At 65.4% G+C, this 13549-nt stretch carries 9 protein-coding genes and 3 pseudogenes; 11 read left to right on the top strand and 1 reads right to left on the bottom strand.

The window, feature by feature from the left end:
• Nucleotides 1–21 precede the first annotated feature (21 nt).
• The 5 genes from rpsF (at nucleotide 22) to dnaB (ending at nucleotide 3628) form a co-directional block, all read left to right on the top strand.
• The gene (gene rpsF, locus G6N41_RS03255) at nucleotides 22–312 is read left to right on the top strand and encodes a 30S ribosomal protein S6 (protein ID WP_011738469.1); all 291 of its coding nucleotides are present in this window, start codon (nucleotides 22–24) and stop codon (nucleotides 310–312) included.
• Between the two features lie 91 nt (nucleotides 313–403).
• A complete protein-coding gene (locus G6N41_RS03250; RefSeq protein WP_015353936.1) occupies nucleotides 404–913 on the top strand; it encodes a single-stranded DNA-binding protein in 510 nt (169 codons plus the stop codon).
• Nucleotides 914–958: 45 nt separating this feature from the next.
• Nucleotides 959–1213 carry a 30S ribosomal protein S18 gene (gene rpsR, locus G6N41_RS03245; RefSeq protein WP_011738471.1) on the top strand — a complete coding sequence of 85 codons (255 nt, stop codon included), beginning with the start codon at nucleotides 959–961 and terminating at the stop codon, nucleotides 1211–1213.
• Nucleotides 1214–1255: 42 nt separating this feature from the next.
• A complete protein-coding gene (gene rplI, locus G6N41_RS03240) occupies nucleotides 1256–1714 on the top strand; it encodes a 50S ribosomal protein L9 (RefSeq protein WP_198966584.1) in 459 nt (152 codons plus the stop codon).
• Nucleotides 1715–2245: 531 nt separating this feature from the next.
• The gene (gene dnaB, locus G6N41_RS03235) at nucleotides 2246–3628 is read left to right on the top strand and encodes a replicative DNA helicase (RefSeq protein ID WP_012392079.1); all 1383 of its coding nucleotides are present in this window, start codon (nucleotides 2246–2248) and stop codon (nucleotides 3626–3628) included.
• Between the two features lie 459 nt (nucleotides 3629–4087).
• Here dnaB and G6N41_RS03230 read toward each other — a convergent pair whose 3' ends face one another.
• Nucleotides 4088–5908, bottom strand: a complete 1821-nt coding sequence (locus G6N41_RS03230) for a PE family protein (protein WP_198966583.1) — start codon at nucleotides 5906–5908, stop codon at nucleotides 4088–4090.
• 477 nt (nucleotides 5909–6385) lie between these two features.
• Between G6N41_RS03230 and G6N41_RS03225 the strand changes: the two genes are divergently transcribed.
• The 6 genes and pseudogenes from G6N41_RS03225 to G6N41_RS03205 all read left to right on the top strand — a co-directional run bounded on the left by G6N41_RS03225 (nucleotide 6386) and on the right by G6N41_RS03205 (nucleotide 13549).
• Nucleotides 6386–9013 carry a helix-turn-helix transcriptional regulator gene (locus G6N41_RS03225; RefSeq protein WP_231608797.1) on the top strand — a complete coding sequence of 876 codons (2628 nt, stop codon included), beginning with the start codon at nucleotides 6386–6388 and terminating at the stop codon, nucleotides 9011–9013.
• Nucleotides 9014–9508: 495 nt separating this feature from the next.
• Nucleotides 9509–10264 (top strand): hypothetical protein, encoded by a 756-nt coding sequence (locus tag G6N41_RS03220; RefSeq protein WP_198966582.1) that lies wholly within the window; start codon nucleotides 9509–9511, stop codon nucleotides 10262–10264.
• Complete coding sequence (locus G6N41_RS03215) at nucleotides 10261–10749, top strand: hypothetical protein (RefSeq protein WP_198966581.1); 489 nt, start codon at nucleotides 10261–10263, stop codon at nucleotides 10747–10749. The genes G6N41_RS03220 and G6N41_RS03215 overlap by 4 nt, the downstream gene beginning before the upstream one ends.
• 346 nt (nucleotides 10750–11095) lie before the next feature.
• Nucleotides 11096–11191, top strand: a pseudogene (locus G6N41_RS27820) (hypothetical protein); the annotation flags it as partial.
• Nucleotides 11192–11369: 178 nt separating this feature from the next.
• Nucleotides 11370–12631: pseudogene (gene istA, locus G6N41_RS03210) on the top strand (IS21 family transposase); the annotation flags it as partial.
• Nucleotides 12632–12678: 47 nt separating this feature from the next.
• A pseudogene (locus G6N41_RS03205) lies at nucleotides 12679–13549 on the top strand (IS5 family transposase).

Genomic DNA, 13549 nt, shown 5'->3' with positions numbered 1-13549 from the left:
AGAGGAGGTGATGAGGTTCCCATGCGTCCATACGAAATCATGGTCATCCTTGACCCAACGCTCGACGAACGTACTGTTGCCCCGTCCCTGGAGACGTTCTTGAATGTCATCCGGAAAGACGGCGGAACGGTCGACAAGGTCGACATCTGGGGCCGGCGGCGCCTGGCCTACGAAATCGCCAAGCACGCCGAAGGCATCTACGCCGTCATCGACGTGAAGGCAGCCCCGGCGACGGTATCCGAGCTCGACCGCCAGCTGAGCCTGAACGAGTCGGTGCTGCGCACCAAGGTGATGCGCGCCGACAAGCGCTGACTGTCCGCTGTCAGCGCCGTTGCATAGGCTCGTGTGCAGGCTCGTTAAGACATGCTCATGACTACCCGCCAGGCGGATCCAGGAGGAAATTGTGGCTGGTGACACCACTATCACCGTTGTTGGAAACCTGACCGCTGACCCCGAATTGCGTTTTACGCCATCGGGTGCGGCCGTCGCGAATTTCACCGTGGCTTCCACACCGCGGATCTATGACCGCCAAAGCGGTGAGTGGAAGGACGGCGAGGCGCTGTTCCTGCGCTGCAACATCTGGCGTGAGGCCGCTGAGAACGTCGCAGAAAGCCTTACCCGGGGAGCGCGCGTGATTGTCAGCGGGCGGCTCAAGCAGCGGTCCTTCGAAACCCGTGAGGGCGAGAAGCGCACCGTCGTCGAGGTCGAGGTCGAGGAGATCGGACCGTCGCTTCGGTACGCGACCGCCAAGGTGAACAAGGCCAGCCGCGGCGGCGGTGGTGGCGGCTTCGGCGGTGGCGGTGGGGCGCGTCAGGCGCCCGCGCAGGCCAGCAGCCCGGCAGGGGGCGACGACCCGTGGGGCAGTGCCCCGGCATCGGGTTCGTTCGGCGGCGACGACGAACCGCCCTTCTGAACCAACAGAATTTCAGACCAGTAAGAAACGGAAAGAAACAGACACATGGCCAAGTCCAACAAGCGTCGTCCGGCTCCGGAGAAGCCGGTCAAGACGCGCAAATGCGTCTTTTGCGCCAAGAAAGACCAAGCAATCGACTACAAGGACACCGCGCTGCTGCGGACCTACATCAGTGAGCGCGGCAAGATCCGTGCCCGCCGGGTCACCGGCAACTGTGTGCAGCACCAGCGTGACATCGCCCTGGCGGTGAAGAACGCTCGCGAGGTCGCGTTGCTGCCCTTCACCTCGTCGGCGCGGTAATCGACGGTAATCGCTGAAAGCCCAACGAAAGTACGTATAACGATGAAGCTGATACTGACGGCTGACGTCGACCACCTCGGTTCCGTCGGCGAAACAGTCGAGGTCAAGGACGGGTACGGCCGCAACTTCCTACTACCGCGCGGGATGGCGATCGTCGCTTCGCGAGGTGCGCAGAAGCAGGCCGATGAGATCCGCCGGTCCCGCGAGACCAAGGCGGTACGCGACCGCGAACACGCCAACGAGATCAAGACCTCCATCCAGGCGCTCGGCTCGGTCGCGTTGCCGGTGAAGACCGCTGCCGACTCCGGCAAGCTGTTCGGCTCGGTCACCGCTGGTGACGTCGTGGCCGCCATCAAGAAGGCGGGCGGGCCGAACCTCGACAAGCGGATCGTGCGGCTGCCCAAGGCCCACATCAAGGCGGTGGGCACCCACCCCGTGGTGATGCATTTGCACCCCGAGATCGAGGTGGAGCTCTCCGTCGACGTGGTCGCGGAAAGCTAGCCCGCACTAACAAGCAATGTCCCCGGTGGCGGCCAGTGGCCGCCACCGGGTTTTGTGCTGCTCGGAGCCATATCCGAGATAGCTGGGAAGCGCGATGCGGCGGCGCCCGGCTGGCGAACTTTCCAGAGCATGGTTTCGGACGTGCCTCGTTACCACTGCTTAACTTGGGGAAAATCTCGGCGAAAACCAACACGCCCGACGCAGTAACCTGACCCGACACGCCGAAGGGATTCTTGACCACACTGAATGTCTGGCGTTTGATAGCGGTCACCTGCAGTGATGTATAGAAGGTCGGCCTTGATCCACAGGTTTTCCACACCCCCCTCAACACCGGCGTCAATGGATATGCACACACGATGCACAGGTTCATAAACAGCAGGCACTTGGATTACTCGCCAGCAACGTCTAGGGTCGTCCCGTCGCAAGACGATGGGTGTGTGGGAGTGGGGGTTGTCGGTGCCTTGACTTACGCCCTGAAACTCGGCGATCGAATGTACGTTCGGATGCTTATTTCGGAGGAGGTGAAAGCCAATGGCTGTCGTTGACGACCTCGCGCACTCGGACAACATGGATGCCCCGCCGCCGAGTGAAGACTTCGGCCGGCAGCCGCCGCAGGATCTCGCCGCGGAGCAGTCGGTGCTGGGCGGGATGCTGTTGAGCAAGGACGCCGTCGCCGATGTGCTGGAGCGGCTGCGGCCCGGTGACTTCTACCGTCCGGCTCACCAGAACATCTATGACGCCATTCTGGATCTCTATGGGCGCGGGGAACCGGCCGACGCGGTGACGGTGGCCGCCGAGTTGGATCGGCGCGGCCTGCTGCGGCGTATCGGCGGTGCGCCCTATTTGCACACCCTGATCTCAACGGTGCCGACCGCCGCCAACGCCGGCTACTACGCGGGCATCGTTGGCGAGAAGGCGCTGCTGCGCCGTCTGGTGGAGGCCGGCACGCGGGTGGTGCAATACGGCTATGCCGGTGCCGAGGGCGCGGATGTGGCCGAGGTGGTCGACCGCGCGCAGGCCGAGATCTACGACGTCGCCGATCGGCGGCTGTCCGAGGATTTCGTGCCGCTGGAAGATCTGCTGCAGCCAACGATGGACGAGATCGACGCCATCGCTTCCAACGGTGGGATCTCGCGCGGTGTGCCGACCGGATTCACCGAACTCGACGAGGTGACCAACGGCCTGCACCCGGGGCAGATGATCATCGTCGCGGCGCGCCCGGGTGTGGGAAAGTCTACGTTGGGCCTGGACTTCATGCGCTCCTGCTCGATCAAGCACCAGATGGCCAGCGTCATCTTCTCGCTGGAAATGAGCAAGACCGAGATCGTGATGCGATTGCTGTCAGCGGAGGCGAAAATCAAACTCGCTGACATGCGTTCGGGCCGGATGACCGACGATGACTGGACCCGGCTGGCGCGTCGGATGAGCGAGATCAGCGAGGCGCCGCTGTATATCGATGACTCGCCGAACCTGACCATGATGGAGATCCGGGCCAAGGCGCGCAGACTGCGCCAGAAGGCGAATCTGAAGCTCGTGGTCGTCGACTATCTGCAGCTGATGACCTCCGGTAAGAAGCACGAGTCGCGGCAGGTGGAAGTCTCGGAGTTCTCCCGGCATCTGAAGCTCTTGGCCAAGGAGATCGAAGTCCCGGTGGTCGCGATCAGCCAGCTCAACCGTGGTCCCGAGCAACGTACCGACAAGAAGCCGATGCTTTCGGACCTGCGTGAGTCGGGCTCGCTGGAGCAGGACGCCGACATGGTCATTCTGCTCAACCGCCCGGATGCATTCGAGCGGGACGACCCGCGTGGGGGAGAAGCGGATTTCATTCTGGCCAAGCACCGTAACGGTCCGACCAAGACGGTGACCGTCGCGCACCAGTTGCACCTGTCGCGCTTTGCGAACATGGCCAGATGAGCCGCGGTGGTAGTTGTAGGTTCCTATTTCAAATGGCCAAAACTCAAGGATTGTGGCCACTGATTGGCCAATTGGCCAGGACCTGAGATTTTCCGGCCCCAACAGATTCGACCGCACCGAGACCGCCCGCGTTGGGTCGACGGGTCGCCTCAAGCGGCGTGCTGGCGGGCACTGACAACGGTCCGTGCGCGGCAGCCGCCCGGCGTGCCATCGTGATTTGCCAGACGCAACGATATCGAGGCTACGGGTCCTCCTGGCCGAGTATCAGGATGAGGGGGTTTCGCGGCACCCGGGTGGGTGGGTCTGGCCCAATGCGGGTGGGACTGGCTGGTCGGGGAGGGAGAGATGCTGTCACGATCGGCGGTCACGGTCGGGATTGTGTCGGGCCGGACGGGCTCCAGCGGCGACGCCGTTGTTAGAGACGATGACGCAGTCGGCGCGGGCTTTGAGTCCCGACCGCTACACGTCACTCGGCGTGGTGAAAAGCACCCCATTGGACCCGGGAGCCCCGGCGATGCCATCAGCACCGTCACCACCGGGGCCGGTCCCCCCGGTCCCGCCGGCCCCGATCAGCACCGCATCACCGCCGTTACCACCGTTGCCGCCGGCCCCGCCCAAACCGGGGGTATTGGCCCCGCCAGCCCCACCGGCCCCGCCGTCGCCGAATAGCCAGCCACCGGCACCGCCGCCGGCACCGTCACCGCCGTCACCGCCGTCCCCGCCGTCCCCGCCGTCACCACCCAACACCGAAAACCCGGACACTGAGCCGCCGTCGCCGCCGGCCCCGCCGTTGCCGAACAGCCATCCACTGTCCGCGCCGGCGCCCCCAGCACCACCGTCGCCACCGGTCGCACCGATCCCGCCTGAATTTCCTCCAACTCCGAGCCATCCGCCGCCGGTTCCGCCGGCGCCGCCGTCGCCGCCGTCGCCGACCAGCCATCCGCTGCGTCCACCGGCGGCGCCGCTGCCCCCGATACCACCCGCACCGCCGGCACTGAGTTGTGCTCCGGTGCTGATGGCGCCGCCGGTACCGCCGGACCCACCATTGCCGAACAACCACGCACCCCGCCCGCCGACCGCACCGGCACCACCAACATTTGGAGTAATGCCATTGCCGATGACGCTGCCGCCGGCTCCGCCGGCGCCGCCGGTCCCGCCATCGCCGAACCACCATCCGCTGTCGCCGCCGGTGGCGGCGGCTCCGCTGCCGCCACCGAGACCACCCTGGCTGCCCCCCGCCATGCTGGTGGAATCACCGCCGTCGCCGCCGGCTCCTCCGCCGCCGCCGGCGCCACCGTTACCGACCAGCCATCCGCTGCGCCCGCCGATCGCGCCACCTCCCCCGGCGCCGCCGTCACCGCCGACCCCCGCCGCGCTGCTAACCGCGCCACCGTCGCCGCCGGCGCCGCCCTCACCCCCGGTGCCGCCATGACCGAACAGCCACCCACCCGCCCCGCCGGCACCGGCGTTGCCGCCGGCCCCACCGGCTCCACCGGCGGTTGTGCCGTCAGCACCGGCCCCGCCGGGGCCGCCGTCACCCCCGGCCCCGCCATTGCCCCACAACCAGCCGCCGCCGCCGGCGCCACCGTCACCACCCATGGCTCCGGTAGCGCCTGAACTTCCCGCCCCACCGGCCCCGCCACTACCGAACAACCCCGCATTGCCCCCGCTTCCGCCAGGCAATGATCCGGCGGCCCCGGTGCCTGCGGTGCCGCCGGCCCCATACAGCCAGCCGCCGCTGCCGCCGCTGCCGCCGAACAAGCCCAGCGCTTCCCCGCTACCCCCGGCGCCACCATTGCCGATCAACCCGGCGTCCCCACCGGTTCCGCCAGGCCCCCCGGCCCCGCCATTGCCGTACAGCAGCCCACCGTCACCGCCGGCCTGTCCCGGCGCGGTCCCGTCGGCGCCATCACCGATCAACGGACGCCCCAACAACGCCTGGGTGGGCGCATTGATCTGCGCCAACAACGACTGCGAGGCCTGCTGCAATGGAGAGGCGCTCGCCGCCTCAGCGGCCCCATAAGCCCCCCCACCGGAGCTCAACGCCTGCACGAACCGCTCGTGAAACTCAGCAAGCTGAGCGCTCACCGACTGGTAGTCATTGCCGTACGAGGAAAAGAACGCCGCGATCGCAACCGACACCTCATCCGCGCCGGCGGCCGACACCCGCACCGTCGGAACCAGCACCGCGGCATCGGCCGCGCGCACAGCCGAACCAACAGCCCCCAACTCCGCGGCAGCTGCCAGCAACGTTTCCGGAACCACCATCACACCCGACATCGCATCCTCCCCACAACGTCCAACCGTCAAGTCAACGAACGCACACGCCGCACCATGTCAGTCCCTACTTTTGGGTACAGGCGGTTTCGCCAGAAAAGTGACGGCGCTACAAGATTCGGGTAGTTGTCTACGCGGGCGGCGCCGGTGGATGTGCTGCAAAGATCGCAGTCAGTGCATCAGGTTGGCGTGGTGTTGAGTGGTGCGCAGGTGAGTCGGCCGGGGGCCCTGAGTAACCCGCTACGCAGTAGCCGCAGGGACGGTCTTGGTCGCGTTGCGGGGCGGGTATTGGTGCGCCGAATTTCGGCCTGCTCCCGCGGCACCCGAACCGTTGCCCGCCGGGCCAGCAGCAAGCCGAGACCCCAACCGGCGGGCCCCATAAGAGCCCCGTTCATATGCCTGCCGTGACGATGTCCAGCGGGAGGTGTCACGTCGATCGGGCCGACCGGGGGCGTTCAGTGCCGGTAGAGTTCAAGTCTGGTGAGAATTAACAGTTGGCCGATTGTGCAACGCAACGCAGAACTTGCGGCGATCCGTGAGGCTCTGGTTGCGCAAGCCACGAGAGCCCATGGGATCGTCCTGGCGGGTGATGCCGGTGTCGGCAAGACGACGTTGGCCCGCGAAGTCACTCGATCGCTGTCCAATCGCGTGAAATGGGTTGCGGGAACGGAGTCGGCGCGGGCTCTGCCGATGGGTGCGTTTGCTCACCTCGTCGCGGAGACGGCCGGCCGCGACCCGATGGCCTACCTGGCCTCCGTGCGTAAATCCTTACTGGCGCAACCGCATACAGTTGTCGCAGTCGACGACGCGCAGTTGCTCGACGGGCTCTCGGCCATGCTGTTGCAACAACTCGTGTTGGACGGCGACGTGCGGATCGTCGCGACGGTCAGAACCGGAGCGCCCGCTCCCGACGCCGTCACCTCGCTGTGGAAGGACGGCTACCTGCCGCGGATCGTTCTCGGGCCGTTTTCCAAAGAGCAGTGCGTTGAGCTGATCGAGGAGGCGCTCGGCGGTCAGGTGGAGGAACTGAGTATCGATGCAATGTATGCGGCGTCCGGGGGCAACGCGCTGTTCGTGCGTCATCTGGTGGAAGGCGCGCTGGAGGCCGGCACGCTGCGGCAGGTGCGTGGGGTGTGGCAGCTGTGTGGCCGCACGGTAGTCAGCCCCGAGTTGGCCACACTGCTGGATGCTCGTGTCGACCAGGCCGCTGAGAACGTCACGCACGTATTGCACCTATTGACCTTTTGCGAACCGCTGGACCTGGACACCATGGTCACGACAGTAGGTGGGGACGCCGTCGAGCAAGCCGAATCCGCGGGCCTGATCCGCGTCGTGGAGGATGGCGGCGGCTGCAATGTCTGGTTCACTCACCCCCTGTTTGCCGACGTGATGCGGCGGCGGCTGGGCGTGGTGGCCGCCCGGCGGGTGCGTGGCGAGCTTGTGCGGGCGCTACAGGACAAGCCGATTCGGGGGCCCGCGGAGCGAATTCGGCTGGCCGAACTCGTACGGAACAGTGACGTGGCGCCCGACGTCAAGCTGCTGGTGGCAGCCGCCCGGGATGCCATCGCGCTGACCAATTTGACCCTGGGCGAGCAGCTGGCGCGGGCAGCCGTCGACTGTGACGGGGGATTCACCGCCAGCTTGCTGTTGGCCAGGGCTTTGGCGTGGCAAGGCAAGGCGGCTGAGGCCGAAAAGTGCCTGAGCTCATTTGATCCGGACACGATGGATGACGATCAGTTGTTGCGCTGGGGGATCGCCCGGTTGATCGATCTACGACTGGCGATGGATGACGCCGCCCGCGCCAGCGAGGTGCTGGAGTTGCTGCGCACGCGGGTGGGTCAACAGTGGTCGCGGCTGGTGGTAGATGGTCTAAGCGCGGCGTTCCTGTCGTTTAACAATCGCCTCGCCGAGGCCGCCGACCTCGCGCGGCGCGTAATCGCCGACTCGGCGGCGCCTCCGGGCGCGGTGTGGTCGGCATTCATCGGCGGCGCGCTGGCACTGGGCTTGATGGGCCGCGGCAGTGACATCGCCGCTCTGGCCGAACGCGCTCACGCGATCCCCACCCCGGCCGACAGGGTCATTCGGTCCTTGATGGCGGTGTCTGAAGTTCAGAGCCTGCTGCTGCCGGGCGACTTGGACGCCGCCGAGGAACTCTCGGCGGCCATGGTGCAGGTCGCTTTGCCGGGCCAATACCTGGCCTGGGGATTGGCCAACGTGATGGCGGGCATGGTCGGGCATGCTCGGGGCCGCTTCGCAGATGTGGTGTCGCGGATGAAGCAAACCATCGCCACGCTGTCTTCCGAATCGGCCGCGTGGTGGAGCTTCCCGCAACTCATACTCGCACAGTCATATTGTGTTTTGGGGCGCGCAACGGCGGCAGCCACGTTGATTGGCGAATCGCGGACTCGTTCGGGCAGCTACGACGCCGTGTACCGGCCTCAGTTGCGCATCGCCGAAGCTTGGCTTGCCGCGGCCGAGGGGGCGCCAAGCGTGGCGATAGCTACCGCGCTCGACGCGGCCGACCTGGCTCACCAAGGTGGTCAAGTCGCGATCGAGATGCTCGCTTTGCATGACGCGGTGCGGTTCGGAGACCGGACCGTCTTGCAGCGATTGATCGATGTGACGGGCAAGGTGGACGGTCAGTTCGCCGCCGGGTACGCAGCGCACGCCAGTGGGTTGCTCCGCCGCGATGCTGCGGCTGTGATGTCAGCAGCAGAGCGATTTGAACAGATCGGAGCGCTGCTGTCGGCCGCCGACGCAGCCGCGCAGGCTGCCGCGATGTTCGCGGCTCGCGGTGATCGGCGCCGAGCGATCGAGTCTTCTGCCACTGCTGACCGCATCGCCATGGAGTGCGGCGGAATTCAAACCCCCGCACTATTGCCGGCGGCACAGCCGCTGCCGTTGAGCACCCGCGAGCGAGAAGTCGCCAGCCGGGTGGCGCAGGGACTCACCACCCGACAGATCGCTGAGCAGCTTTCGGTATCAGCGCGGACAGTCGAAGGCCACATCTACCGTGCGTGCACCAAACTGGGACTGTCGGACCGAGAGGAGTTGGCCACCCTCATCGACCGCGCCACGACCACGGCAAAATCTCGCCACCGCACGTAAGGGACAAGAACCGAGCTTCGACAGACGATTCCGCTACCCAGCGCCAGTCCCCACAGAGTGTACCGGATCCACTGAAGTCGACGCCATTGGCGCGGTTTCTGCACGCGAATGTTCATTGCCCTCGGCGGGATGCCGCTACTGCGTAGCGGGGTACTCAAGGCCCCCGGCCGACTCACCTGCACACCGATCAACACCACGCCAACGTGGTGAACTGACCTGCGATCTTTTCAGCGCACCCAACGGTGCCGCCCGCGTAGATGGCTACCCGAATCTGGTTGCGCCGTCGGTTTGCCGGAAAAACCGCCTCGGCCAACAGCGCACCGGTCATACGCTAGCGGTCGCGGGAGGCTCTAAAGGACCTCGCCCGCTTCTTGTTTCGCTATGGGGGTTGCTATCTACCTTGGAATATCACCATCCGCCGCACCGCGGTACCGCCGGACCAGATTTGCATCAATTGCTCCCCCGCCGCTGTCGCTGGTCGACACCGCGACAACTGTGGCCACTGCATCCACCTGCCAGAACACTGCCAAGTGCATCACTCGGACGCATTGCATCCACACATCGTCTCTGGGGCCGATCGATCGTGCTGCGCTAGTTGATCAGACCTATGCGGTGTACCGCTCGACCGTGGCCGGATGGACGCGAGAAGAGTTCGAGGCGGAGGTCATCGGTGCCGACGAAATTCACCTTGCACTCTTTTACGACGCAAGTGACAAACTTGCTGGCTTCTCCAGCGCCAAGGTCGACCGCCTATCACACGAGGGCCGCAGCCACGCAGTGTATTGCGCCTTCGTCTACTTCCTGCCGGGTTATCACGGCGGAGCGTCCGCTTCGCTCTTCGGGCTCCGTCACGCCCTGCGGCTAAAGCTGCGTGAACCGCGCACCCGGGTTGCCTATTTCACTCGCAGTTCCTCACCGGCGGTCTACCATCTGCTCGCAACGACGATGCCCCGGTTGTACCCAAAGCGTTACACCCCGACTCCCATCGAAGTCGAGGCGCTGGTAGATGAATTGAGTGCGCGGAGAGGCTATGTCCAAGTCGGAGAGCATCCCTGGGTAGTGCGCTCGGCCGCCATACCCCGTGGTGCGTCGCGGCTACGCCGAATAGGCCAACACCCAGAGGTGAGGTTCTATACCGAAATCAATCCTCGCTTCGCTGAGGGGCAAGCGCTGCTGACCTGGATCCCGCTCGACGCGGTGAACATCGTTCGGGGATTGCTTCGAGCGGTACGCAGGCGGTGCGCGCGATGAGCAGACCGGGCGGCGCACAGAAAGGGTTATTGCGCCTGCGGCCGGTGCTGATCGCGATTGGCGCTGGGTTGACGTATGGCACGTGGGCGGCATTGGCCCATTACGACCAGGATCCAGGAGTGGCCCTGCTTGCGGGGCTAACCCAGGCGGCGCTGAGTTTCACCACGACCCTGACGATGGTTGTCGTGCCGGAGCGGCTATTTCACTGGCCGTCCGATCCGCACCGCGGCTTCTTGCTGGCCGCGTTCGCCGTCTCGACGCTGTCTGCAGCATGGCTCACTACCGGTCACCTGCTCATGGGAACGCCGCGCGTCCTGGCCGCGATCGCCCCGTCCGTGCTGATCGGCACCGCACTTTATTTTCTCTACGCCCGTACTTTGCTCGTCCAGGCGGTTAGGGAGACCGCCCGCGAGCTCCGAGGTACTCGAATGCCCAGCACTGCAGGACGATCGGGGCGCAACACTGACGCTGCGCTTGGCCACTAACACGGCCTCCATGCGCTCCACTCGTGGCTGATCGCGCCAACTGTCGACCCGTGCCGGTTCGAGGACGAAACTTCTGAAATCCAACTCTGCAGTGGCGTAACGATAAAAGGTCCGATACGAACACTAAAACACCCTGGCGGTCTCCTCAACGCCCCGGCGTGCCTCACGTACTTTGAGTGCGTAGCCGGTGGTGGTGCCTCACTAATTTTGAGCGCATAGCGCGGAAGGCTTGCCCGGCGTGGAGGGCACGGTCGATATGGCCCCAAGGCGGCAGGTAACCAACAAACTGCGAGGTCATTACCGCAAAGCGTCGAAGGCGGACAAGAGCAAGGTCTTGGACCAGGTGATGGCTACCACGGGGATGGGCCGCTCGACGGCTCGGCGGATGATGACCGGCCCGAGACTGCCTGACCCGACCGAGCAGGTCGACAGGCGCAGGTTGTGGGCGCTGGCCTGTGTCCGTGGCCATGAAAAAGTAGCCACTGGTGGCCAAGTCGAGGTATCCAGTTTTGGCCAGATAAAAGTATCCACCCCGTGTTCGTCGTGTCGATCAGGAACTGTGGGCCCCGATGGTGACGGTGAAGGCGCCAACCAATGGCCATCACCACCGGGGAGTTCCATTGAAGTCTGTGAAGGACCGCATGGACATCATTTCTGCCGATCAACAGCTCGGGTCGTACCGGGCCGCCGCCGACGCGTGCGGCACCACGCATCGCACCGTCAAGAAGATCATCGACAAATTCGAGGCCGACCAGGCCGGCATACCGCCGGCACGGCGGGCCGAACGAGGGCACAACTACGATTCGGTGGCCGAGCTGGTCGCCGAACGTGTCGAGAAATCTGGAGGCCGGATCTCGGCCAAGCGGCTGCTGCCGATCGCCCGCACCGCAGGCTACCAAGGCTCGGATCGCAACTTCCGGCGTCTTGTTGCCGAGGCGAAGACGTTGTGGCGCAGCGCCAATCACTGCGGGCGCCGTCCAGCGGTATGGTCACCAGGGCAGTACCTGGTGATCGACTGGGCCCAAGCGGCACCGGGATTGTTCCTGTTCTGCGCGGTGCTGGCATTCTCCCGGTGGCGATTCGTGCGTTTCGCCGCCGACCAGAAGGCCTCGACCACGCTGGCGTTGATCGCCGAAACCCTGTCGGCGATCGGCGGGGTCCCGGCGTGGGTGCTGGCTGATCGGATGGCCTGCCTCAAAGGCGGGTAGTCGCCAATGTGGTCGTCCCGACCCCGGATTACATCCGACTGGCCACCCATTACGGGTTCGCCCCGGACTTCTGTCACGCCAACGACCCACAATCCAAGGGCATCGTGGAGAACCTGTGCGGCTATGCCCAACGCGACCTGGCGGTGCCGCTGCTGACCCAGTCCGCTGTCGACGGCGTGCCGATCGACATCCGGGCCGCCAACGCCGCTGCGGCGGCGTGGTGCGACGAGGTCAATGCCCTGGCGCACTCGGAGATTCAGGCGATTCCCGACGAACGGTTGGTCTCCGAACGCCAAGTACTGCAACCACTTCCATCGTTGCGCTTACAGATCGGGGCGCCCACGGTGCTGCACAAGGTCGACCGACTCTCCTGTGTGCGCTACGGCTCGGCCCGCTACTCGGTACCCACCCGGCTGATCGGCACCACCGTGGCAGTGGTGGTCGATCACGGCGCGGTCTGCCTGGTCGAACCGGCTACCGGGATGATCGTGGCCGAACACGAACTGGTCGCCCCAGGCTCAGCGTCGATCCTCGATGAGCACTACGACGGGCCAAGGCTGGCACCGAGTCGGGGCCCGCGGCCCAAGACCAGCGTGGAGAAGCAGTTCTGCGCCCTCGGCGCGGACGCCGAGGCATTCCTCGTCGGCGCCGCGGCGATCGGCAACACCCGCCTAGGGCGTGTCTGCTTAATGTGAATGGTGTTTTGGCTGATGCTGTTTGGGTGATGCGGACGCATGCGATTTCTGATGATTTGTGGTCGCTGATCGTGGCGGTGTTGCCTGCGGGGCGGCGGCGTGGCCGGCCGTGGAACGATCATCGACATACTCTGGAGGGCATTATCTGGCGTTACCGTACGGGATCTCCGTGGCGTGACCTGCCCGAGCACTTCGGTCCCTGGCAATCGGTGGCCGAGAGGCATCTACGCTGGTCGGTCGATGGCATCTACGCGCGGATCTTCGCGGCGATCGCCTCTGACCTCGACGCCGAGGACGCCGACCTGGGCGCACTGTTGTCGGTCGATTCGACCAGTGTGCGCGCCCACCAACACGCAGCCGGAGCGCCCGGGCGCCGCACAGGGGGATCTGTCGAATTACAAGAAATATCTCCATGAGCCCGATGACCACGCCATTGGGCATTCCCGCGGCGGGCTGACTACCAAGATCCACGCCTTGACCGACCAGCTGTGCAGTCCGGTCACCCTGGCACTGTCGGCCGGTCAAGCCAGTGATAATCCGATGCTTTGGCCATTGCTGGCCGCCCGGTGCAGCAACTCATACGCCCCGTTTCGCCTGCTGGCGGACAAGGCGTACTCCCATGATTCGACGCGGGCACAGCTGCGCCGGCTCAAGATCGCCCATACCATCCCCGAGCGCAGCGACCAGATCACCCGCCGCAAAGCCAAAGGCCGCAACAGAGGACGGCCTCCGGGGTTCTCAGGCCGAATCTACAAGCACCGCAACACCGTCGAGCGAAGCTTCAACCGGCTCAAACACTGGCGCGCGGTCGCCACCTGCTACGACAAATACGCCCTGACCTACCTCAGCGGTGTCACCCTGGCCGCCATCATCACCTACCACCGCGTCCGCAATTAG

Source organism: Mycobacterium shottsii (assembly GCF_010728525.1).
GTDB lineage: Bacteria > Actinomycetota > Actinomycetes > Mycobacteriales > Mycobacteriaceae > Mycobacterium > Mycobacterium marinum.
This window is presented reverse-complemented; position numbering and strand designations above follow the sequence as displayed.

Bases quoted from the DNA above. Each gene is read 5' to 3' on its own strand.
- G6N41_RS03230 (WP_198966583.1), bottom strand. From the start codon at position 5,908: ATGTCGGGTGTGATGGTGGTTCCGGAAACGTTGCTGGCAGCTGCCGCG.
- rplI (WP_198966584.1), top strand. From the start codon at position 1,256: ATGAAGCTGATACTGACGGCTGACGTCGACCACCTCGGTTCCGTCGGC.
- G6N41_RS03215 (WP_198966581.1), top strand. From the start codon at position 10,261: ATGAGCAGACCGGGCGGCGCACAGAAAGGGTTATTGCGCCTGCGGCCG.
- rpsR (WP_011738471.1), top strand. From the start codon at position 959: ATGGCCAAGTCCAACAAGCGTCGTCCGGCTCCGGAGAAGCCGGTCAAG.
- dnaB (WP_012392079.1), top strand. From the start codon at position 2,246: ATGGCTGTCGTTGACGACCTCGCGCACTCGGACAACATGGATGCCCCG.
- rpsF (WP_011738469.1), top strand. From the start codon at position 22: ATGCGTCCATACGAAATCATGGTCATCCTTGACCCAACGCTCGACGAA.